Annotated in this window: 19 protein-coding genes and 1 riboswitch; of the genes, 10 read left to right on the top strand and 9 right to left on the bottom strand. The window is 73.6% G+C overall.

The window, feature by feature from the left end; translation table 11 throughout:
• Window positions 1–47: 47 nt before the first annotated feature.
• Window positions 48–1,199, bottom strand: coding sequence for a glycine oxidase ThiO (gene thiO, locus UWG_RS0109485; protein ID WP_016906968.1), 1,152 nt, complete (start codon window positions 1,197–1,199; stop codon window positions 48–50).
• A riboswitch (TPP riboswitch) is annotated at window positions 1,197–1,307 on the bottom strand. Its footprint overlaps the gene before it by 3 nt.
• A 127-nt stretch (window positions 1,308–1,434) precedes the next feature.
• On the opposite strand from thiO, the gene UWG_RS0109490 reads away from it, so the two are divergent.
• The 5 genes from UWG_RS0109490 (at window position 1,435) to UWG_RS0109510 (ending at window position 6,119) form a co-directional block, all read left to right on the top strand.
• Entirely contained in the window at window positions 1,435–2,691 is a 1,257-nt protein-coding gene (locus UWG_RS0109490) for an NAD(P)/FAD-dependent oxidoreductase (RefSeq protein WP_029391305.1), read from the top strand.
• An 82-nt stretch (window positions 2,692–2,773) separates the two neighbouring features.
• Window positions 2,774–3,139: an Rv2175c family DNA-binding protein gene (locus UWG_RS0109495; protein WP_016906970.1), complete on the top strand. Its 366-nt coding sequence runs from the start codon at window positions 2,774–2,776 to the stop codon at window positions 3,137–3,139.
• A gap of 126 nt (window positions 3,140–3,265) precedes the next feature.
• Window positions 3,266–3,943: a thiamine phosphate synthase gene (thiE, locus tag UWG_RS0109500; protein WP_016906971.1), complete on the top strand. Its 678-nt coding sequence runs from the start codon at window positions 3,266–3,268 to the stop codon at window positions 3,941–3,943.
• A gap of 167 nt (window positions 3,944–4,110) precedes the next feature.
• Window positions 4,111–5,028 carry a methylenetetrahydrofolate reductase [NAD(P)H] gene (metF, locus tag UWG_RS0109505; protein WP_016906972.1) on the top strand — a complete coding sequence of 306 codons (918 nt, stop codon included), beginning with the start codon at window positions 4,111–4,113 and terminating at the stop codon, window positions 5,026–5,028.
• A gap of 38 nt (window positions 5,029–5,066) precedes the next feature.
• Entirely contained in the window at window positions 5,067–6,119 is a 1,053-nt protein-coding gene (locus UWG_RS0109510) for a hypothetical protein (protein WP_016906973.1), read from the top strand.
• Window positions 6,120–6,143: 24 nt separating this feature from the next.
• Here the strand turns inward: UWG_RS0109510 and UWG_RS0109515 are convergent, their stop codons facing one another.
• The 4 genes from UWG_RS0109515 to UWG_RS0109530 all read right to left on the bottom strand — a co-directional run bounded on the left by UWG_RS0109515 (window position 6,144) and on the right by UWG_RS0109530 (window position 11,431).
• Window positions 6,144–7,529 carry a phytoene desaturase family protein gene (locus UWG_RS0109515; RefSeq protein WP_029391306.1) on the bottom strand — a complete coding sequence of 462 codons (1,386 nt, stop codon included), beginning with the start codon at window positions 7,527–7,529 and terminating at the stop codon, window positions 6,144–6,146.
• A gap of 332 nt (window positions 7,530–7,861) precedes the next feature.
• On the bottom strand, window positions 7,862–8,557 hold the full coding sequence (locus UWG_RS0109520; protein WP_016906975.1) for a TetR/AcrR family transcriptional regulator: 696 nt from the start codon (window positions 8,555–8,557) through the stop codon (window positions 7,862–7,864).
• A gap of 17 nt (window positions 8,558–8,574) precedes the next feature.
• Entirely contained in the window at window positions 8,575–10,662 is a 2,088-nt protein-coding gene (locus UWG_RS0109525; protein ID WP_016906976.1) for a YhgE/Pip domain-containing protein, read from the bottom strand.
• Entirely contained in the window at window positions 10,634–11,431 is a 798-nt protein-coding gene (locus UWG_RS0109530) for an ATP-binding cassette domain-containing protein (protein ID WP_050988539.1), read from the bottom strand. The genes UWG_RS0109525 and UWG_RS0109530 overlap by 29 nt, the downstream gene beginning before the upstream one ends.
• 333 nt (window positions 11,432–11,764) lie before the next feature.
• Here UWG_RS0109530 and UWG_RS0109535 point away from each other — a divergent pair, with 333 nt between their 5' ends.
• The 3 genes from UWG_RS0109535 (at window position 11,765) to UWG_RS0109545 (ending at window position 13,908) form a co-directional block, all read left to right on the top strand.
• Window positions 11,765–12,298, top strand: a complete 534-nt coding sequence (locus UWG_RS0109535; protein ID WP_016906978.1) for an SAV_6107 family HEPN domain-containing protein — start codon at window positions 11,765–11,767, stop codon at window positions 12,296–12,298.
• Window positions 12,299–12,389: 91 nt separating this feature from the next.
• Window positions 12,390–13,166: a methyltransferase gene (locus tag UWG_RS0109540; protein ID WP_016906979.1), complete on the top strand. Its 777-nt coding sequence runs from the start codon at window positions 12,390–12,392 to the stop codon at window positions 13,164–13,166.
• A 313-nt stretch (window positions 13,167–13,479) separates the two neighbouring features.
• On the top strand, window positions 13,480–13,908 hold the full coding sequence (locus UWG_RS0109545) for a DUF3040 domain-containing protein (RefSeq protein WP_016906980.1): 429 nt from the start codon (window positions 13,480–13,482) through the stop codon (window positions 13,906–13,908).
• Window positions 13,909–14,253: 345 nt separating this feature from the next.
• On the opposite strand, the gene UWG_RS0109550 is transcribed toward UWG_RS0109545, so the two are convergent.
• The 4 genes from UWG_RS0109550 to UWG_RS0109565 form a co-directional block, all read right to left on the bottom strand.
• Entirely contained in the window at window positions 14,254–16,623 is a 2,370-nt protein-coding gene (locus tag UWG_RS0109550; RefSeq protein ID WP_033196054.1) for a transglutaminase TgpA family protein, read from the bottom strand.
• The gene (locus tag UWG_RS0109555; protein ID WP_016906982.1) at window positions 16,620–17,960 is read right to left on the bottom strand and encodes a DUF58 domain-containing protein; all 1,341 of its coding nucleotides are present in this window, start codon (window positions 17,958–17,960) and stop codon (window positions 16,620–16,622) included. Before UWG_RS0109555 ends, UWG_RS0109550 begins: the two co-directional genes overlap by 4 nt.
• Window positions 17,960–19,159 carry an AAA family ATPase gene (locus UWG_RS0109560; RefSeq protein WP_016906983.1) on the bottom strand — a complete coding sequence of 400 codons (1,200 nt, stop codon included), beginning with the start codon at window positions 19,157–19,159 and terminating at the stop codon, window positions 17,960–17,962. The genes UWG_RS0109555 and UWG_RS0109560 overlap by 1 nt, the downstream gene beginning before the upstream one ends.
• A 120-nt stretch (window positions 19,160–19,279) precedes the next feature.
• Complete coding sequence (locus UWG_RS0109565; RefSeq protein WP_016906984.1) at window positions 19,280–19,825, bottom strand: beta-class carbonic anhydrase; 546 nt, start codon at window positions 19,823–19,825, stop codon at window positions 19,280–19,282.
• Window positions 19,826–20,196: 371 nt separating this feature from the next.
• Here UWG_RS0109565 and rsmH point away from each other — a divergent pair, with 371 nt between their 5' ends.
• Both rsmH and ftsL read left to right on the top strand, forming a co-directional pair.
• Window positions 20,197–21,171, top strand: a complete 975-nt coding sequence (rsmH, locus tag UWG_RS0109570) for a 16S rRNA (cytosine(1402)-N(4))-methyltransferase RsmH (RefSeq protein WP_016906985.1) — start codon at window positions 20,197–20,199, stop codon at window positions 21,169–21,171.
• Between the two features lie 73 nt (window positions 21,172–21,244).
• Window positions 21,245–21,607, top strand: a complete 363-nt coding sequence (ftsL, locus tag UWG_RS0109575) for a cell division protein FtsL (RefSeq protein WP_016906986.1) — start codon at window positions 21,245–21,247, stop codon at window positions 21,605–21,607.
• Window positions 21,608–21,737 lie beyond the last annotated feature (130 nt).

The following is a 21,737-nucleotide window of genomic DNA, read 5'->3' on the forward strand; positions in this document are numbered from 1 at the left end:
CTCTCCTTGTCTCGTGTGGGATTGCCCGGTCGGCGGGTGCACGCCGGTCACCGGCTGCCCGCGAACCGGTCGGGCGCGAACCCCTGCGCCTCCGGCGGCAGTTCACCGGTGGCGAGGAGCGTGCCCATGGCGTCGCCCGTGACGGGGGTGAGCAGCACGCCGTTGCGGTGGTGCCCGGTGGCGTGGAGGAGTCCGGGGAGCGGCGAGTCGCCGAGGAGCGGTGCGTTGTCGGGGGAGGCGGGGCGCAGCCCGGCGAGCGTCTCGACGAGCGGGAGCTCGGTGACCCCCGGGACGAGCACGTGCGCGTTGCGGAGCAGCTCGTAGACGCCGCCCGCCGTGACGCTCGTCTCCCACCCGGTCTCCTCGCTCGTCGCACCGACGACGAGTTCACCGCTGCGGCGCGGCACCAGGTACACGGTGTGCCCGTGGACGACGGCGCGGACGGTACGGGTGAGGAAGGGGCCGCCGGCCTCCGGCATGCGCAGGCGGAGGACCTGGCCCTTGACGGGACGTACCGGGGGAGCGGCCTCCGGCGGCAGTCCGGCGAGTTCGCCGCTCCGGCAACCCGCGGCGAGCACGGTGCGCCCGGCGTCGAGGCGGGTGCCGTCGGCGAGGTCGAGGCCGTGCGCGCGGCCGGCGGAGGAGCGCAGCCCTACCGCCGTCGTGCGGTGCAGCGCGACGCCCGCACGCGTGCAGGCGGAGACCAGGGCGGCGCCGAGGAGCCGTGGGTCGACCTGGTGGTCGCCGCCGGCGCGCAGGGCGCCGCGGACGGAGGGCGCGAGCATCGGTTCGAGGCGCCGGGTCTCGCGGGCACCGAGCCACTCGGAGTCGAGCCCGCACCGCAGGTGCAGCGCGTGGAGCTCGCGGAGCTGCGCGCGGTCGTCGGCGTCGAAGGCGACGGCGAGCGTCCCCTCGGTGCGGTGGCCGACCCGCTGCCCGCTCGCCTCCTCCAACTCCTCGACGAACGAGGGGTACCGGGCGAGCGAAGCGAGGTTGAGCGCGAGCAACCGCTCCTCGCCGTGGTGGAGTTCGGTGACGGGCGCGAGCATCCCGGCGGCGACGTGCGCCGCGCCGCCACCGGGAGAGGGATCGACGACGGCGGTCCGCAGCCCGTGCTGCGCCGCGCGCCACGCCGTCACCAGGCCGATGAGCCCGCCGCCGACCACGGCGACGTCCGGAGCCGAACGCGTACTGGACATGGGGGCGTTGCTCCTCCCTTCGCCGGTATGAACCGGATCAGGTTCGTACGGTCGGAGGCCGTCAGCCTCCCTCTCAGCCCGGTGCGCCGGGCTCCCGCGGTGCCGCCCGAGGACGGCGACCGGGCTTCCGGCTCCGCCGTCGGTGCGGCTCTTCGTGCGTACCGCCGCCCAGCCTACTGCTCCCTCGCCGAGTGCGGGCCGCGCGGTGGGGAAGGAGGCGCATAGAGTGGCGCGGGTGAGCGAGAGTCAGAAGCGGCAGCGTGTGGTCGTCGCCGGTGCGGGGATGGCCGGGGTGCAGACGGCGGTGCAACTGCGGGAGCAGGGCTGGCAGGGCGGGATCCGACTGCTCGGAGCGGAACCGCACCACCCCTACGACAGGCCGCCGCTCTCCAAGGCGGTGCTCCTCGACCGCGCGGCCGAGGAGCCCCCGTCCGGCCCGACCGCTTTCGACATCGACTTCACCGCGCTCGACATCGACCTGGAGCTGGGTCGCACGGTCACCGCGCTCCGCCCCGGCGAGAGCGCCGTCGAGACCGACGCCGGCTCCGTCCACTACGACAGGCTCGTCCTCGCGACCGGCGCCGAACCGCTCCAACTACCCGGCGCGGCAGGCGTACCCGGCGTCCACCAGCTCCGCACGCTCGACGACGCGGCGGCGCTGCGCCCCGTCCTCGCCGCGCGGGGACGGATCGTCGTCGTCGGCGCCGGCTGGATCGGCGCCGAGTTCGCGACGGCCGCGCGCGAACGCGGCTGCACCGTCACGGTCGTCGAGGCGGCGGACGAGCCGCTGCCGGGCGCGCTCCCGGCCGAGGTCGCGGCGCCGATGCGGGCCTGGTACGAGGAGAGCGGCGCCGAACTCCGCACGGGTGTACGGGTGGTGGGTGTCGAGCCGGGCCGTGTCCTGCTCGACGGAGGCGCCGAGCTGCCGGCCGACGCCGTCCTCGTCGGCATCGGTGCCCGCCCGGCGACGGACTGGCTCGCCGGCTCGGGCGTCGCGCTCGGCAGCGACGGCTCCGTCCTCGTCGACGACCGGCTGCGCACCGACGTCCCCGGCGTCTACGCCGTCGGGGACTGCGCGTCCTTCCCCTCCCGCAGGTACGGCGAGCGGCTCCTCGTCCACCACTGGGACAACGCGCTGCGCGCCCCGCAGATCGTCGCCGCCAACCTGATCGCGGAGGGGCACCCGGACGGCGCTGCCGAGGACCTCGTCCACGACCCGGTGCCGTACTTCTGGTCGGAGCAGTTCGGCAGGTTCGTGCAGTACGCGGGGCACCACGCCCCCGGCGACGACCTGGTGTGGCGGGGCGACGGGGAGGATGCCGCCTGGTCGGTGTGCTGGCTGCGGGAGGGCGTACTCGTCGCGCTGCTCGCCGTGGGCAGGCCACGGGACCTCGCCCAGGGGCGCAAGCTGGTGCAGCGGGGAGCCCGGGTGGACCGCGCGCTGCTCGCGGACGCCGGACTCCCGCTGAAGCGTGCCGCCTTGGAGGGGTGACCCCGGCGTCCAGGGGTGCGCGGTGGGCCGGCTGCGCCGGCCCGTCTAGTGGCTGTCGGTGGCAGGTGGCACTCTGGGAGGCGTGACCGAGATTGACGCGAAGACCGATGCTCTCGTCCCCGCCTGGATCACCCTTCCCGACGCCGCCGAAGAGCTCGGCGTCGAGGTGACCCGAGTCCGCCAGTTGGTCAAGGAGGGCCAGCTGATCGCGGTACGGCGCGGAGAGGAGCGTGTGCTGCAGATCCCCGCCGCTTTCCTCGGCGAGGGCAGGATCGTCAAGGGCCTCGCCGGAACCATCACCCTGCTCAAGGACGACGGCTTCACCGACGAGGAGATGCTGGAGTGGCTCTTCACCGAGGATGAGAGCCTCCCGGGAAGCCCTGTCACCGCACTGCGGGAGAACCGCGGGACGGAGGTGAAGCGCCGGGCCCAGGCGCTCGCCGTCTGAGTGCGCCGGCGCGCTCCGCGCCGGAACCTTGAGAGAGAGTCCCGCGGCCGCCGGCCGCGGAGGAGACCGATGCTGTGCGGGCCGCGTGCGCGGCCCGCACAGCGCTGCGCAGGGGGAGAGGGACCCATGCCCGCCAAGTCGACGGAGCCCGCGCCCGAGGGCGCCCGGCTCCGCCAACGCCTAGCCGACGCCCGGCTGTACCTCTGCACCGACGCGCGCCGCCGCCAGGGGGACCTGCCCGCGTTCCTCGACGCCGTCCTCGCGGCCGGCGTCGACATCGTCCAGCTCAGGGAGAAGGGGCTGGAGGCGGGCGAGGAGCTGGAGTACCTGGAGGTCTTCCGCGACGCCTGCCGCCAGCACGGCGCCCTGCTCGCCGTCAACGACCGCGCCGACGTCGCCTTCGCCGCCGGCTCGGACGTCCTCCACCTCGGCCAGGGCGACCTCCCCCTCGGCGCGGCCCGCAGCCTCCTCGGCCCCTCGCCCCTGCTCGGCCGCTCCACGCACGCCGAGAGCGAGGCAGCGGCGGCCGCCGCGGACCGGGAGGTCGACTACTTCTGCACGGGCCCCTGCTGGCCCACCCCCACCAAGCCCGGCCGCCGCGCCCCCGGCCTCGCGCTGGTGCGGTACGCGGCCTCGCTGGGGACGGCGAAGCCGTGGTTCGCGATTGGCGGGATCGACGAGGGGAACCTGGACGAGGTGATGGAGGCCGGAGCTTCGCGGGTGGTTGTGGTACGCGCAGTGACCGATGCGGCGGACCCGGGTGCGGCTGCCGCGGAGCTCGCAGGGCGCCTCCGTCGCCGTTGACCGGCGGCGACGTCGATGCCAGTCGGCGTCGCCGCTCGTCAAGAGGCCAATGTCCGTCCAGTTACTGGACACTTTCCGTCAGAGATAAGGGGAACAATCTGTACAAGGGGGAGCATTCTGAAAAACTTTTTCGTCCGCTCGCAGGAAGGTGGCACTAGCCTTCAGCCATGGCCATCGGTATCTCACCCCCAAGGACCGAACGTTCCCTGACCGTCCGTGACCTGCTCGCCTCCGGCGAACAGTCCTTCTCCTTCGAGTTCTTCGCACCGAAGACGGAGAAGGGCGAGCGGACCCTCTGGGACGCCCTGCGCCGTGTCGAGGCCGTCTCGCCGACCTTCGTCTCCGTGACCTACGGAGCCGGCGGCTCGTCCCGCGACGGAACCGTGCGGCAGACCGAGCGGATCGCGACCGAGACCACACTCACCGCGGTAGCCCACCTCACGGCCGTCAGCCACTCCCGAGCGGAGCTGCGCAACGTCATCGGCCAGTTCGCCGACGTGGGGATCACGAACGTCCTCGCCCTCCGCGGCGACCCGCCCGGCGACCCCATGGGCGAGTGGGTCAAGCACCCCGAAGGACTGGAGTACGCCTCCGAACTCGTCGAACTTCTCAAGGAGTCGGGCGACTTCTGCGTCGGCGTCGCCGCCTTCCCCGAGATGCACCCGCGCTCCACCGACTGGGAGACGGACATCAAGCACTTCGTCGACAAGTGCCGGGCCGGCGCCGACTACGCCATCACGCAGATGTTCTTCGAGCCGGAGGACTACCTCAGGCTCCGGGACAGGGTCGCAGCCGCCGGTTGCCAAACCCCGATCATCCCGGAGATCATGCCCCTCACCAACATCGGCCAGCTGGAGAAGTTTTCGCAGCTCTCGGGGACGACGTTCCCCAAGGCGCTGACGGATCGGCTGCAGGCCGTCGCGGACGATCCGGCGGCGGTACGCTCTGTTGGCATCGAGTACGCCACTGAGATGTGCGAGCGGCTGCTGTCCGAGGGCGTCCCCGGGCTGCACTTCATCACGCTCAACCACTCAACGGCGACACTGGAGATCCACCAGAATCTGGGCCTGACCAACAAATCCTGAGCCCTCGGCGCCGGCTCGGGAGCGGGAGAGGGGCGTACATGGGCTGGACGGTCCTCTACATCGCATTCGGCGGCGTCGCGCTCTGGCTGCTCGCTGAAGTGCTGCTGCAGCACAAGGCACGGCTCCGCTGGAGGGTGCTGGCCTTCCTCGGGTTCATGGGTGTCGTCGTCGGCACCCTGATGCCCTCGATGCTGGTGATCGCGGTGGGCGTCGCCGCGTTCGCCGTCGGCCAGACCTTCGTGACGCTCTCCTACCGGCGCGGATTCGCCACCGGCTGGGCCCTCGGCGGTATGCCGGGGTCCAGCCGGCGTCGTCGTGACGACGCCGCGGACTCCGAGCCCTCGCTCGAAGTGAGCGACCTGGAGGCCGGCCCCGTGCCTCCGCAGACGCACGACGCCCCGTACGCCGAGGCGCAGGAGGGCGCCCCTGCCGCGTACGCCGCTGCCGACCCGGGCCAGGAGACCTTCTACGACCCGTACGGCACCTTCCAGGACGGTTACGCACAGCAGCCGTTCTACGGCGAACAGCCGTCCCACGCCTACGCGTTCGCCGACCAGCAGTACGGCCGGCCTCCCCAGCCCGACCCGTACGAGTACGCCGGCTACCAGGGCTACGACGGCTACGCGCCCGCCTACCAGCCGTGGACCGACGGCTACGGCCAGCCCGCCTACCAGGATCCCGCCTACGGCACGGCCGCGGCCTTCGACGAGGGCCCCAACGTCTTCGGCGGCACCGGTTACGCCCCGGAACAGCCCTACGCTCCGCAGCCGGACCACTCCGCGGCCCACCCGGACCAGGTGCCCGACCCGGCCTATCCCGCGGCCACTTACGGCTGGGACCAGGGCTACCAGCCGGCGCCCTCCTACCAGCAGCCCGGCGACACCCCGCCCGGCGGCGTCTGGGTCCCGCAGCAGCGGGCGCCCGAGGCCCAGCAGGAGCAGCAGTACCAGTCCTGGCAGCAGGGGTACGGAAGCGACGGCCAAGGCTTCCCGTACGCGCGGCCGGAGTACGGGTACGAGCAGTACGGCGAGTACCAGCAGCCGCAGCAGAACGAGCAGCAGAACGGCTACTACGGGGACTGGCGGTACTGACCGACCCGCCGGCGGGCGCCCGGCTCAGTACGACCCCTGCCAGCCGTCTCCCTCCACGATCAACCCCGCGACGAGCGCCCCAGACATCCCCGCGTGCGCCAGTCCGCCGCCCGGATGCGCCCAGCCGCCTGCGCGGTAGAGCCCGGGCAGCTCCGCCGTGTTCGTCCGGGCGTCGGGCTGCCCGGAGAGCGCGGGTCCCGGGACCGCACCACCGGGTGCGCCGGTCTGCGCTGCGACGTCGTCGGCCGTGCGCACCTCCCGCCACAGCACCCGAGGACCGAGGCCCAGCCCCGCGGCGTCCGCGGCGGCGAGGAGCGCGTCGGGGTCGGGGGCGCGGCCGGCCGGGACGTGGGCGGTGAGGACGGCGGCCTCGTGGTCGTCGTCGGGGCGCAGGGCCGGGTCGTCGGGGCGCAGGACGGTGACGGGGTCGGGGGAGTCGGCGCGGTGGACGACCGTCCGGTGCGGTGTGCCCGCGGGCCGGCCGCCGCGGAGCGCGAGCAGGAGCGTGCAGCGTGCGGGCGCGGTGGGTGCGTCGGCCGGGTGTCCGGGGCCGGGTGCGGCGGCGATCACCAGGTCGCTCGACTCGGTGCTGCCGTCGGCGAGTTCGACGCCTGCCGCGCGGCCGGCCGCCTCGTGGACGGTGCGTACCTCAGCGTCGAAGCGGAACTCGACGCCCCGCTCCCGGCACCGTTCGTGGAGCGCCTCGGCGAGCGCCCGCAGGCCGCCGCCGACGTACCAGGTGCCGAAGGTGTGCTCCAGGTACGGCAGCACGACGGCGCCCGCGGGCGCGCTCGCCGGGTCCACGCCGAACCCCGCGACCTGCGCCGAGAGCAGCGCAGCGGCCCGCCTGTCCCCCAGCTCGCGCAGGACCGTGCGCGCGAACGAGGGCGCACGCCGGCGGAGCAACCCGCGCCGCGGCGCGGGGTACGGGTCACGGAGTGCGACCTCCGGCCCGGGTGCGCCGGCGCGGAGCGGTTCCTCCAGGAGCGGGCGCCGGGTGGCGTCCCAGACGTCGCGCGCCTTCCCCATCAAGGCGGCCCACCGCTCGCCGACGCCCGGACCGAGACCGCCGTCGAGCGCCTCGATCGCCTTCCCTCGCGACGAGTTGGGGAAGTCGACGCGGACACCGCCCGGGAAGAGATGCCGCGCTGCCGGCTCGACCTGCCGCATTTGGACGGCGTCCTCGAGCGGCCGTCGGCCGGTCTTGACGAAGAGGTCGCGGTAGACGGCGGGGAGGTGGAGCAGCCCGGGACCGGTGTCGAAGGCGAACCCGTCGCGCGCGAAGCGCCCGACGGAACCGCCGTACGTCCCCGTGCGCTCGTAGACCTCGACCCGGTGGCCCGCGGTGGCCAACCGCGCCGCCGCCGCCATCGCGCCCATCCCCGCGCCGATCACCGCGATTCGTGCCATGGCCCGTGACTCTAGCCGCGCGTCCGGCGTGACCCGCATCCGGCCTGTCCGCCGGGGTGCTCAGCGTGGGCCGTGCGGCGGTGAGTACAGGTACTCACGGTGACTCAGCGCGCTGGTTGAGTACCCACGCGGATGGGACGGAAGCGGCAGGAACGGCAGAGTGATGCGCAGCCGGGACGCACCCGGGACCGCCGGCACGGGGCGGCGGTTCGGGAGCGTCCCGCGCGGTACGGGGGATACGGGGGAACGGGCACCGGGAATCGGGGGATACCGGTGCACGGGGGAACGGGGGAACGGGGGATGCGCCGTGCGCGTCTCCGGTGGCCGAACGGCTACCGGAGACGCGCACCGCCGCCCACCCGCCCCTGGAGCAGCAGCGAGAGCGCGGCGTGCACGTCCTCGAGGGACCGCTCCGGTTGGAACGCCTTCCAGTCGAGCGCCGCCACCAGCACCATCCCGACGAGCGCGGCCGCGGTGAGCGGGACGTCGATCTCCTCGCTCAACTCGCCCTCGCGCACGCCGTCCTGGAGCACCTCCTCCACGATCGCGACGGCCTGCTTCCGCACGACGAGCAGGGTGTCGTTCCACGCCCTGTTGGTCCGCCACAGCTCCGCCACGTAGAGCTGGGTGAAGGCGGGGTACCTGTCGATGAAGACCAGGCCGGCCCGGATCATGCGGTCGAGCGCGTCGACGCGGGTGCCTCCGGCCGCGACCGTCTCCGTCGCCGCTTGCTGGAGATCCGCTGCGAGCAGCCCGACGCCGTGCCGCAGCAACTCCTCGAAGAGCTCCGTCTTGCTGCTGAAGTTGTAGTAGACGGTGCCTTTGGCGACTCCCGCGCGCTCGGCGATCTCCTCCACCGTCGTGGAGGAGAAGCCCTGTTCGGCGATGAGGGTCACCGCAGCGTGGAAGAGCTTCTGCCGGGTGGAAATCCGACTGCGCCTGCCCTTCGGGCCGGACTCGTCCTCGGGCGCGCCGCCCGCCGCGGGCTGCGTGCCGCCCGTCCCGTTCGCTGTGGTCCTCCTCGACATGCGTCGATTCTCCCTCCTCACAGCGCCAGCTCAGGATGGAGCCGGTCGACGGTCCACACCTGGCGCCGTCGCGCGGTCCACGCCGTGAGCGCCAGCGCACCCGCCGCGTACGCGGCGAGCACCCCGCACGCCTGCCACACGGGGCCGAGACCGCCACCGGTGATCAGATGCCGCAGCCCCTCGACCACGTAGCTCATCGGGAGGAAGGGATGGAGCGCGTTGAAGAACTCCGGGCTCGTCTGGATCGGGTAGGTGCCGCCGGCCGAGGTGAGCTGGAGCATGAGCATCGCGAGCACGAGGATGCGCCCCGCCGGACCGAAGCGGGCGTTGAGGAACTGCACGATCGCCGTGAAGCAGGCCGTCACCAGCAGCAGGAAGCCCACCGTCCCTGCGCCTCTGGCGAGTTGGAGCCCGAGGCCCCAGTGCAGGACGGCGAGGAGCGCTCCCGCCTGCGCGACGCCGAGCCCGGCCACCGGCAGCCAGCCGGCGAGCGCGATCCGCCATGCCGGGGCTCCGGCCGCCAGCGCGCGCCTGCTCAGCGGCGGCAGCAGCATGTACGCGATCATGGCGCCGACCCAGAGCGCGAGCGGGATGAAGTACGGCGCGAACCCCGTGCCGTAGTTGGGCGCCGCGTGCGCCTTCTCCGACTCCAGGTCGACGGGGTCGGACATCGGCCCCGTACGGTCGTTCCGCTCCTCGTCGCCGAGGTCGGGGATCTGCTCGGCGCCCTCGTGGAGTCCGGTGGACAACTCGCCGGAACCCTCCGAGAGTCGGACCAGACCGCTCTTGAGCTCCCCGGCTCCGGCCTGGAGGCGGCCAGCGCCCTCGTCCACCTCGCCCGCGCCGCGGTCGGCCGAGGCGAGCCCCGTGTGCAACCGCGAGGCTCCCTTGGAGACCTGTTGCGCGCCGCGGTCGAGCTTGTCGATCTGGCGTACCGCGGAGTCGAGGTCGTCGCCGAGTGCGGGCGCGCGGTCGGCGAGGAGCGTCGCGACGCCGTGCAGGTCGTCGAGGCGTTCGCCGAGCCGGTCGAGGTTGCGCTGCTCGGCCTGGTCGGCCACGAAGTCGTTGACGTCCGAGGCGACTTCCGCCGAGCGCTCGGCCGCGTCGACCGCCTTCTTCAGCGCCGGGCACTCCGGGTCGGTGGAATCCTCCCCGCAGCGTGTGCGTTCCAGCACGGCGAGGGTCTTCGCCGCGCGCTGCGCCTCCGACTCCGCCTTCCGTGCCTCGCGGGGGAGTGCGCCGAGGTCGTCCTTGAGCTCCTTGCTCGCGCGTGCGACGCCGCGAGCGGTCTTCCCGATCTCGTCCCCGTGCTCGTCGAGGACGGGCCGGAGCGCGTCCGCCGCCTTGTTCACCTTGCCGGCGAGCTCTCCCGTGCCCTCCGCGACCTGCGCGGAGCCCTTCTTCAACTTTCCCGCGCCCTTGCGGAGTTCGGAGGTGCCCGACTTCAGGTCGCCGGTGCCCTCGTGGAGCTCGCCGAGCTTCCCGTCGAGTTCACCCGCGCCGCTCTTCGCCCTGCCGATGCCGCTGCCGAGTTCGTCCGCTCCCTCGGCGGCCTCCGTGGTCTTGCCGTGCAGGGTGGAGAAGGAGAGGTAGATCCGGTCGTAGAAGCCGCGCGACACCTTGCTGGAGGCGGCGGCCCGCACCTCGGAGAAGACGGTGCGGGAGATCTGCCCCACGATGTAGTTGCTCGCGTCGTTGCTCCGTACCTGGAGGGCGCCGGTGTCCGGTTCGTCGCCGGAGGCCGAGCCGACCTTCTTGCTGAAGTCGGACGGCATGGTGAGGGAGAGGTAGTAGCGCCCGTCCTCGACGCCTTCGCGGGCGTCCGCGGCGTCGGTCTCCCGCCAGTCGAAGGTGTCGCTGTCGTGGAGCGCCTCCACGATCGAGTCGCCGACGTGCAGCTTCTCGCCGGATATCGCGGTGCCCTCGTCCTCGTTGACGAGCGCCACCGGTATCCGGTCGAGCCGCTCGTAGGGATCCCAGAACGACCACAGGTACAGGGCGCCGTAGAGCAGCGGCAGCAGGACCATCGCGACGAGCGCGGCCCGCGGCATCCGCCCCCTCGTGAAGCGCTTCAGCTCAAGCGCGGCCAGTCTCGGCGAACGCATCCCCGCTCTCCTCCCCTTCCTCACGCTCCGGTCGGTCCGTCTCGTGGTCCGGACGGGTCCGGACCACGACGGCGTCCGGCGGTGCCTGGGTGCACGCGGCGAGGACGGTCGTCCCCGCCGCGGCGAGCCGCCGGAGCAGGTCCCAGGCCGCTTCCCGCTCCGCTGCCGGCAGTCCGAGTTCGACGTCGTCGACGGCGAGCACCCGCGGCTCGGCCACGAGCGCGAGGGCGAGCGAGAGCCGCAGTTCGTCGAGGCGCTCCAGGTCGCGGACGCGCGTGCGGGAGCCCTTGGGGAGCTCGTCCGGGTCGAGACCGACGGCGTCGAGCGCGGCGTGCGCCCGCTCCCGCACGTCGGCCGCCCGCCGCCTGCGGGGGAGGAGCAGCGCTCCGGGACGTCCGACGAACCGCCGCTGGAGCAGCACCCGTTCGCGCAGGTGCTCGGCGACGCTCAGCGACGGATCGAGGTCGGTGACGCCCGGCATCGAGCCGACCCCGCTGATCCGCCGCACGGCCGCCATCTTCTTCGGCAGAGGGTGCCCGCCGACCTCCGCCCGTCCAGAGCTGGGCTTCATGCGTCCGGTGAGCGCCAGGAGCAGGCAGGTCCGCCCCGATCCCGCGGGTCCCTCCGCCGCCACCAACGCGCCGGGTGCCGCGTCGAGTCGGACGTCGGTGAAGACGGGCCCGTGCGGCCCGACGAGACCCAATCGCTCGGCGTGCACCGCGGCGCCCTCGTCGTCGGAGCGTCCGGGTGCGCTTCGCCGGCGTGGCATGCGGCGTCCGCTTTCCTCCGCCTCGTTGCGGCTCGCGGCCCGCCCGGCGGCGTCCGTCCGGTCGTTTTCGTCCGCGGGAGCTCCGCCGGCCTCGTCGTCCGACACTGGCCCTCCTCTTCCTGACGGCACGCTTGGACTGACTGGTCAGTTCAAGTATGCAAGGGCGTGCGACCGCGACCGCACCCGGGGTCTCCCGCGGTTCCCCGCAGGCGAGTTGGACGCACCGCCGAGGCGTTCGTGCAGGTCGGCGGGGAGTGTCAGTGGGAGGCGCCACGATGTGGTGGTACGTCCGGCCCGTCCGGGTCGGAGACGGCCGACAGGAGGTTGGTCCCCGTGGCGCGCACGTCCCGTACACCGCCCCCGGAGCCCTCGCACCGCCGCGCCCAGCGCGACGTCCACCCGGTCCTGCGCCGCGCGGCGACCCCGCCGGCGGTCCTCGAACTCCTCGCCCAGGCGCAGTTCGCACTCGACGAGGCCGCGGCACTCAACGACCCCAACGACCGCTACGCGGCAGCCCACTTCGCCGCGCTCCGCACGGCAGCGGCGGTCCTCGCGGCCCCCGGCCGCCCCGAGCCGCCGCGCCCCCACCGCGCACTGCGCACCCGGCCCGCACGCCGGCCGATCCGCAGCGCGTGGGAGTCCCTCCCCGAGGCCGCTCCCGAACTCGCCGAGTGGAGCGCCTACTTCGCCGCAGGCGCGCGCCGGCGGCAGCTCGCGGAAGCGGGCGTCCCCGGCGCCGCGGACGAGCCGCAGGCGCGCGAGCTCCTCCGGGCCGCCGGTGCCTTCCTCCGCTCCGTCGAGCGCATGCTCGTCGACCAGCCGGCGCTGCCGGGCCCCCGCACGGCCGGCGGGGAGGGAGCGGCATGACGCCCGTCACGGAGCCCGGGGCGGCTCGGTTCGGCGCCGTCCCGCAGGCAATAGGGTGGGACGGCCAGCAACTGAGCCGAGGAGCAGCCGCATGTCCCGCCCGAGCGCATCCCTCCGTACCACCGTGGTCTGGGAGGCACTGCAAGGAGCCCTCGACCAGCGCGCCAAGGCGTCGGGCCGCGACGAGCTCCGCGTCCTCGACACCGGCGGCGGAACCGGCAACTTCGCCGTCCCCGTCGCCCGGCTCGGCCACCGGGTCACCGTGGTCGACCCTTCCCCCAACGCGCTCTTCGCGCTGGAGCGGCGCGCGGCCGAGGCGGGCGTCGCCGAGCAGGTGCACGGGGTGCAGGGGGACGTCGGCGGCCTCTTCGACGTCGTCGAACGCCAGGGGTACGACGTCGTTTTCTTCCACGGCGTCCTGGAGCACGTCGACGATCCGGCGGCCGGTCTGCACAACGCGGTCGAGGCCCTCCGGCCCGAGGGAGGGACCCTCAGCCTGCTCGCCGCCGGGCTGGGCGGTGCCGTGCTCGGCAGGGCGCTCGCCGGGCGGTTCACCGAGGCGCGGGCCGCGCTCGGCTCCCCCGACGGGCGTTGGGGCGAGAGCGACCCGATGCCGCGGCGGTTCACGCCTGAGGGCCTCGCCGAACTCGTCTCCGGGAGCGGGCTGGAGATCGTCTCCCTGCACGGCGTCAGCGTCTTCAGCGACCTGGTTCCGGGCGCGCTGGTCGATACGGAGCCCGAGGGGCTCGGAGCGCTCGCACGTCTCGAGTCGGCCGCCGCCGAGCGCTCGGACCTGCGTGCCGTCGCCGCCCGGCTGCACCTCCTCGCCGAGACGGGGCGGGAGGTCCCACCCGCTTCCGGGGCCTGAGGGGAACACCGCCCCGGACCCTCGTCCCGGGTTGTCGCGCTCCGTCCCCGTGCTGGTGAGATGCCCTGCGGCGGAGTTCCTCGCCGCCCGCCCGATCATCGGCCGTGCGCCGTATGATCGGAATGAACCGCCGGGTTGACAGGAGGGTGGTGCGGGAATGAACGCGGAACAGGCCGTGGCCGACCGCCTTCCGGCAGGTCGCTTGTGGTGGGAGGAATTGGCGTAGAGGGGCGGGTTTCACGGGGGCGATTCCCTGCCTATCCTTGAAGAGTCGCATCCGGTCGCCCCCGCGACCGACGAGTAGGAGGACTCCGTGCCGCTCTCTGATCACGAGCAGCGGATGCTCGAACAGATGGAGCGAGCGCTGTACGCCGAAGATCCCAAATTCGCGACAGCGCTCGAAGGAAGTGAGCTGCGCCGGTACACCCGCAAGCGGGTATACCAAGCGGTTGCTGGCTTTCTGGTCGGCATCGCGCTCCTCATGGCCGGCATGGTCGCGCAGCAGGTCTGGGTCAGCGTCGTGGGTTTCCTCGTCATGCTCGGCTGTGCCGTGCTCGCGGTGACCGGCTGGCGCAAGGCCCCCAAGTCCGGGGAGACAGGGGAGCAGGGCGAAGGCCGGCAGACAGCCGGCGGCTCGTCCGAGGCACCCCGCTCCCGCCGACAGCAGCCGAGACAGCGCCGTTCGATGATGAACCGGATCGAGCAGCGCTGGCAGCGCCGCAGGGACGAGGGTCAGCACTGAACGGTCGCTGAGGAGCGGCGGGAGCAGCCCGCCGCCCGATCCACCGCCACCGATGGGGACCCGGCTCCAGGGGCCGGGCCTCCCGCTTCGTCTCCGAGCGTCCGACAGGCAGGTGCGTGAGCGCCGCATCCGGCGATCGCGCCAACCGCCCGCTGTCGGGCGCTTCTTCGTGCCCGGGGCCGCTTCCGGTGCGTCAGGGAGCGTGACGGTCCGCGGTCGTTGCCTGCCCCAACTACCGTCGGCAGAGGGGGAGTTCACCCTTTCGGAGCAACCGCGGGCCACCGGATCGCCGGGCCCGCAGGTACCCGCCGTTCGCGGGCGGACGCGTGCGGTCACCCGCGTTCGTCAGCCCTTGGAGAACCGCGGCGTCAGCCTGCCGACGATCCCCGCACGCAGCGCCGACGAGCGTTCCCGCGCGGCCCACCACAGCCGGGCGCCGGAACGCGGCAGCAGCAGCGCCCGCAGGCGCACGCCGCGCGGCGCGGCCTGCCGCAACCCGGCGCGTACGGCTTCCACGTCCCCGCGCACGGTGGGCGCCGGACGCGGCGCAGGCGCGTAGAGGACCTGCTCGACCGAGTCGGCCACACGGTGCACCGCAGCCGCCGCCTCGCCTTCCAGCTCCCCGACGCGCACCACCCGCTCCGCCGACTTCCGCGGTGTCTCCGACTCCATCGGCACGACGCCGTGGTCCCAGGCGGTGTCGAGGAGTTCTCGCCAGCCGGAGAGGACTGTCTCGGCCGGCCCGCGGCCTGCGCGCAGCCGTACGGCCCGTCTGCGGGCCCGCCACGCGAGAGGGAGCAGAGGTACCGCGAGGACGGCGAGCGCGGCCCCGGCGATCCCGGCGACCTCGCCCCAGGGGAACCCGCCCCCGCCGCCGGCACCGTCGGCGGGCGCGGCCGGGCCGCCGCAGGACGGGTCGGCACGCTTCTCCTCCGCGGTGCAGGAGGGAGAGTCGGACGGCTCGGGCGTCGGCGAGGTGCTGGGGTTCCGTTCGGGAAGCTGCTCGCCCGGGTTCTCGCTGGGGTCGGGTGCGTCGGGCTGCGTGTAGGGCGGGGCGATGCCGCGGGACGGTGTCGGCTCGAACCGCGTCCAGCCGACGCCCTCGAAGTACAGCTCGGGCCAGGCGTGAGCGTCCTGGAGTCCGACGGCCGTCACGCCGTCGCCGCGCGGGGTGCCGGGCGTGAAACCCACCGCGACCCGCGCGGGGATGCCGAGGGTTCGGGCCATCGAGGCCATCGCGAAGGAGAAGTGGACGCAGAAACCCTCCTTCTGCTCCAGGAAGTTGACGATCGCGGCCGACCCGCTGCCTGCGCGGACCTGGGTGTCGTAGGTGAAGCCGCCGTCGCGCGCGAACCAGTCCTGAAGGCGGACGGCGCGCTCGTAGTCGTTGTCGGCCCCGCGCGTCACCGTGCGCGCCTTCTCGCGGACCTCGGAGGGCAGGGACTCGGGTACGTCGGTGTACTCCCGCTTCAGCTCGGGCGGCGGCTCGGGTGCCTGGCTCAACTGCTGCCGCGTCGGCTCCACTTGGAGGCTCTCCACCTCGTACTCCTGGCCGCGGGTGTTCTGCCCCCGGTAGCCGACGACCGTGCGGCCCTCGGGCTCGTACCGCCAGTCCCCGTCGAGCTTCACCTGCTGCGCCGGGTAGGGCATCGGGAGCCAGTCCTGCGCGTACCAGTCGGCTGCCTTGAGGTTGATCCGCACCTCCTCGGTGCTGACCTCGGGGGAGAGGCCGCGCGGAGGGGGAAGCGCCGAGGGGATGTCGGTGATCCTCCGCTCCGAGGGCTTCCAGGCGGAGCCGTCGAACTGGTCGAGCGCGACGATGCGCAGGTACAGCTCGCCCGTCTCCTCCGAACTCGTGGTGTACGTCAGGGCGGTGCGGTCCCGCGGCTGGTTGAGGCTGTCCTGGAGCGCCACCAGCGGGTTGACGGCCGAGATCGTGCTGCCGCCGTTCTCCGCGCGGCCCCCGCCGGAGCCGGCGTTCTCCAGCAGGCCGCCGCCGAGCGAGGGCAGCACCGCGGGGACGGCGAGGGCGATGCCGAGCGCGACCACACCGATCCGCCGCCCGGTGCGCACCGGCACCGTCGCGCGCGAGCGTCCGCCGAGCGGACGTTCGGGGCCGCGCTCGGCGAAGAGGCGCCCCCACCGCGACAGCCTTTCGCGCCCTTCGGCGAGCAGGAGCAGCAGGTAGCCGGCGGCCGCGCAGAGGAACCAGAGCCAGGCGAGGCTCCCTTGGGCGAGGCCGGCGGCGACCGAGTAGAGCGCGAGGAGAGGCAGCCCCGCGGGGGCCGCGGTGCGGTAGGTGACGGCGAGGACGTCGACGAGGAGCCCGATGACGAGGACCCCGCCGACGAGCATCAGCCGGATGCCGTCGGTCACGGGCGCCGGGGTGGCGTAGCGGTTGACGTCCTCGGCCCCCGAGGCGAGGAGCTCGCCGAACCGCGCGATGGCGTCGGGCCCCGGCAGCACGGCGCCGATCGCCTGTTCGCGGGCGAAGGTCAGCGTCAACAGCAGCGCGGAGACGACGACTTGGAGCAGCACCGTGAGCGGTCGGGCGAGCGGGACCCGGCGCCCCGCCACACCGACCGTGCTCTGCACGCCGATGAGGAACGCGGCCTGGAGCAGCCACGTCGCCGGTTCGGCGAGCGGCAGCAGCGCACAGGACGCGGCGAGCGTCGCCACCCACCCGCAGAAAGCCAACCGTCCCCCCACGCTCACCGGCCCACCCCTTCCGCAGTCGATCGCCCGGCCTCCTGCCACAGACCGGAAAGAGAGAGCCCGGCTCCCCCGGGCAGCACCTGCCATCCGCCCGCGCGGAGCGCCTGGAGCGCCGGAGGCCCTGCGGCCTGCCCCTGCGCGGACGGCGCGGTGGTGAACGCGAGGGCGCGCGTGGTGCGTTGGCGCATCCGGGCGAGCGTCAGCGCCTGTTCCTCGTCGAGCTCGCCGAGGAAGGCGACGAGGAGCCCCTCGGAACCCGGCGTCCCGCCGCGCAGCGCGTCGTAGGCCGGGGCGAGGGAGCTGCTCTGCGAATGGTCGAGGACGGCGAGCGCGTCGAGGAGCATGCCGGCGGTGTCGGAGGAGTCGCCTGTGCTGCCCTCGGGGGTCGCCGAGCCGGCGTCGGTGAGCAGGCGCACGGCGTACCCGCGCTCCAGCAGGTGGAGGCAGACGGAGGCGGCGGCCGAGACCGACCATTCGAAGGCGGAGTCCGGGCCCGAGCCGAGGTATGCGGACCTGCGGGCGTCCAACAGGACGGTGGCGCGGGCCTGTTGCGGCTGCTCCTCGCGGCGCACCATGAGCTGGCCGTACCGCGCGGTGGAGCGCCAGTGCACTCGGCGCAGGTCGTCGCCGTGGCGGTAGCCGCGCGGGATGATGTCGTCGTCCCCGGCGTGCGCGAGGGAGCGTTGGCGGCCCTCGCCGTACCCCGAGGCGTCCCCCGTGAGCCGTACGGCGGGCAGCGGCTCGGTGGGCGGTACGACGGTGAGCGTGTCGTGCGTGCTGAAGGCGCGGGTGAGTTCGCACATCCCGAACGGGTCGGTGAGCCGCAGTTGGAGCGGTCCGAGCGGGTACTGCCCGCGCAGGTCCGAGCGGACCTTGTAGGAGACCTCGCGCCTGCCTCCCGGCTCCACCCGGTCGAGGACGAAGCGCGGCCGCGGGCCGAGTACGTAGGGGACGCGGTCCTGGAGCATCAGCAGCCCGGTGTGGAGGCGCGAGACGTTGTCGATCCGCAGGTGCACCCGCGCCTCGGCGCGTGCGGGCACCCGCGCGGGGGAGAGCCTCCGCGACCCGGCGACGCGGTGCCTGGTGCGGTGGAGCACGAGGACGCACACCACGGGAAGGGCGGCCAACAGCAGGCCGACGCGCAGCAGTTCGGGCTGCCCGAGCAGGTACGCGCAGACGGCGGCGGCCACGCCCGCGGCGAGGAAGGAACGCCCCCGCGTGGTCAGCCCGCCCAGCGCCGTGCGGAGCGGTCCCCGGCTCTGTTCGGCCTGCGGGGAATCCGGTTGCCGGTCGGCGGTGCGGCCAGAGTAGGGGCCGGGTACCGGGCCCGCCGGCATCATCGGGTCCGGGGCTGCGGCGGTCCGTACGGGTAAGGACCGGGGGCGGCCGGAGGCTGGCTGGGGTGCGCCGGAGGCGCCGCGGGAGCAGCCCGCCCGGCCTGCGCCGTACCCGGTGCCGGGGGCGCGGCCGGGACGCCCGGCGTGGGCGGGGTGCCCGCGGGCGGCTGCGCGACCTGCTGGGTGCCGCGTGCTCCCTGCGCCTGGGGCTGCGGCGGTACGCCTGCGCGTTGGTCGGACGCGGGGACGGGTGTCTGCTGGAGGAGCTCGCCGACGATCTGCTCGGCCGTGCGGCGGTTCAACTGCGCCTGCGCGGTGGGCAGGAGACGGTGCGCGAGCACGGGCACGGCGAGCGACTGGAGGTCGTCGGGGAGCGCGAACTCGCGCCCGGCGAGCGCCGCCGCCGCCTTCGCCGCGCGTACCAGGTGGAGGGTGGCCCGCGGCGAGGCGCCCAGCCGCAGCTCGGGGTGGGAACGGGTGGCGGCGACGAGGTCGACCGCGTACCTCCGGACGGCGTCCGAGACGTGGACCTCGCGGACGGCCCCGATCAGCTTGCACACGTCGTGCGCGTGCGTCACCGACCGGAGGTCGTCGAGCGGGGAGGTCGCACCGTGGACGTCGAGCATCTCCAACTCGGCGGCGGGGCTCGGGTACCCGATCGAGACGCGGGCCATGAAGCGGTCGCGCTGCGCCTCGGGGAGCGGGTAGGTGCCCTCCATCTCCACCGGGTTCTGCGTGGCGACCACCATGAACGGCTCGGGGAGCTGGTGCGTCTCGCCGTCGATGGTGACCTGGCGCTCCTCCATCGACTCCAGCAGCGCCGACTGCGTCTTGGGGGAGGCGCGGTTGATCTCGTCCCCGATGACGATCTGCGCGAAGATCGCGCCCGGCTTGAACTCGAAGTCCGTGCGCTGCTGGTCGTAGACGCTGACCCCGGTGATGTCCGACGGCAGCAGGTCCGGCGTGAACTGGATGCGCCGCACCGAGCAGTCGATCGACTTCGCCAGCGCCTTGGCGAGCATCGTCTTGCCGACCCCGGGGACGTCCTCCAGGAGGAGGTGCCCCTCGGCGAGGAGCACGGTCAACGAGATCCGTACGATCTCGGGCTTCCCCTCGATCACGGACTCCACCGAACGGCTCACCGCCCCTGCGGTCGCGCTCAGTTCGCTGAGGCTCGCTCGCTCGTCATAGGTCGTCACCCGGCCCTCCTCGGCCCCGTGCTGTTCGTCCTCGTCGCTGACTGGGCGTCCCGCTGCCGCAGCCGACCTCCCGTGCTCCTACCGGCGTATTCTTCACGCCCGCGGGGCCTTTCGTCACGGTTACCGTGCGATCTCCGGGTCGATCTCGCGGAGCAGTCCGGTGGAGACGTCGAAGACGAATCCGCGCACATCGTCCCGATGCGGCAGGAACGGGTTGGTGCGCACGCGCTCCATCGACTGCCGGACGTCCTGGTCGAGGTCGCGGAAGGACTCCACGGCCCAGGAGGGGCGCTGGCCGACCTCGGCCTCCAGGTCGTTCCTGAACTCCTCGGTGAGGTTGAGGAGTCCGCAGTCCGTGTGGTGGATGAGGACGACCGAGCGGGTGCCGAGCGCCCGCTGGCTGATCGTCAGGGAGCGGATCGTGTCGTCGGTGACGACGCCGCCCGCGTTGCGGATGGTGTGGCAGTCGCCGAGGTCGAGGCCGAGCGCCTTGTGCAGGTCGAGCCGGGCGTCCATGCAGGCGACGACGGCGACCCTCTGCACCGGCCTGGCGTCCATGCCGGGGTCGGTGAACCCTTCGGAGTAGCGGTGGTTGGCGGCCACGAGGCGGTCGGTGACGGTCGCCTGCGGCGCTGCTCCGGATTGCGGGGAGGCGGATTTCGACATGGCTACGACGGTAGACGCCCTGCCGCCCTTCGGCTCGCGCAGGTGGGGGCGAAAGGGACCGCGTGGCGTCGATGTGAGGTAACCCACAGTGGTTCCCGGTGCGCAGCGGGGGCTCGATGCAGGGGAGGGACGCGCCTTTGGCCCGTAGTTGACCGGCGCGTGCAGTGGACTAGAGTGACGCGCAGTGGGAGGCGAACCTCCCCAAGGACCCCCGAATCCCCTCGCGTGCGCGGGCGCGTACGTGCGGCTCGGCCTCCTCCCGCTCCCGGCCCGCAGCCTCCCGTGACCCGGGGGTCTCGCGCCGTATCCCCTTCGAGCGGGCGGGGACCAAGGAGCATGTGCACAGCTGCCCGCCAGAGTTGAGAGGGCACATGACCACCGACGAGCGCCCGGCCTTCGGCAGGCACGACCCCGTCATGCTCCGGCGCTCCCTGGAGCTGCTCGCTCCGGCGCTCCGGGAGCCGGGTGCCGTCGTCGTCGACTGCACCCTGGGGCTCGGCGGTCACGGCGAGGAGCTTCTCAAGACCTTCCCCGAGGCCCGCCTCGTCGGCCTCGACCGCGACACCGAGGCGCTCCGTCTCGCCCGCGCCCGGCTCGCGCCGTACGGCGAGCGGGCCACCCTCGTGCACGCCGTCTACGACGAACTCCCCGAGGTCCTGGACCGGCTCGGCACGCCCCGGGTGCAGGGTGTGCTCTTCGATCTCGGCGTCTCCTCGATGCAGTTGGACGAGGCGGAGCGCGGCTTCGCCTACGCGCGGGACGCGCCGCTCGACATGCGCATGGACCAGAGCACGGGCCCGAGCGCCGCCGACGTGCTCAACACCTATCCGCCGGGCGACCTCGTGCGCATTCTGCGGAGCTACGGCGAGGAGAAGCAGGCGAAGCGGATCGTCGAGGCCGTCGTGCGGGAGCGTGCCGTCGAGCCGTTCCGTACCAGTGCGCGGCTCGTCGAGGTGATCAGGGACGCGCTGCCGCAGGCGGTGAAGCGCACCGGAGGGAACCCGGCGAAGCGGACCTTCCAGGCCCTGCGGATCGAGGTGAACGGGGAGTTGGCGGTGCTGGAGCGTGCGCTGCCGAGCGCCGTCGACGCGCTCGCCGTCGGCGGCAGGGTCGTGGTCCTCGCCTACCACTCGCTGGAGGACCGCATGGCGAAGCGGGTCCTCGGCGCCGGCGCGACGAGCACCGCGCCGGCCGACCTGCCCGTCGTCCCCGAGCAGTACCAGCCGCGGCTGCGGCTGCTCACCCGCGGCGCCGAACTGCCGGACGACGACGAGGTGGCGAGCAACCGCCGTGCGGCACCGGCGAGGCTGCGCGGCGCCGAGCGCATCAGGGAGGCGAACCGGTGAGCGTCAGCGGAGCGAGGCGGGGGAGCGGAACCGCGGTGCCGGCCCGCCGGCGCGGGGCAGCGGAGGTGCGCCCGTGAGCGCGCAGGGCAGGATCGCGCGCCTGGCGCGGTTGGTTCCGGCGGGCGCCTCCCACGCGCGGCGCACACCCTTCGTCCTGCTCGTCGTCGTTCTCCTCGGGTCCGGACTGCTGACGCTGCTCCTCCTCAACGCCTCGCTCAACAAAGGGTCGTTCAGACTGAGCAAGCTGGAGCAGGAGACGGAGCGCCTCACCGACCAGCAGCAGGCGCTCCAGCAGCAGGTCGACGGCTACTCGGCCCCCGCCGTGCTGGAGCGCAGGGCCAAAGGGCTCGGGCTCGTGCCCGGCGGCGTCCCCGTCTTCCTCGCACCCGACGGCAGCGTCCGCGGCGACGCCGAGTCAGCGGAGGTCACCGAGTGAGCCAGCGCCCCGACCCGCGACGGAAGGTCCCCGGGCCCGCGCGTCCGCAGCGGTCGCGGGGCGAACCGCCGCGCGCCGCGCGCAAGCCGGCGAGGCAGCGTCCGTCGGGCGGCGGTCGCGGCGGGGGCGG

This window comes from Streptomyces xiaopingdaonensis (assembly GCF_000262345.1).
Lineage (GTDB): Bacteria > Actinomycetota > Actinomycetes > Streptomycetales > Streptomycetaceae > Streptomyces > Streptomyces xiaopingdaonensis.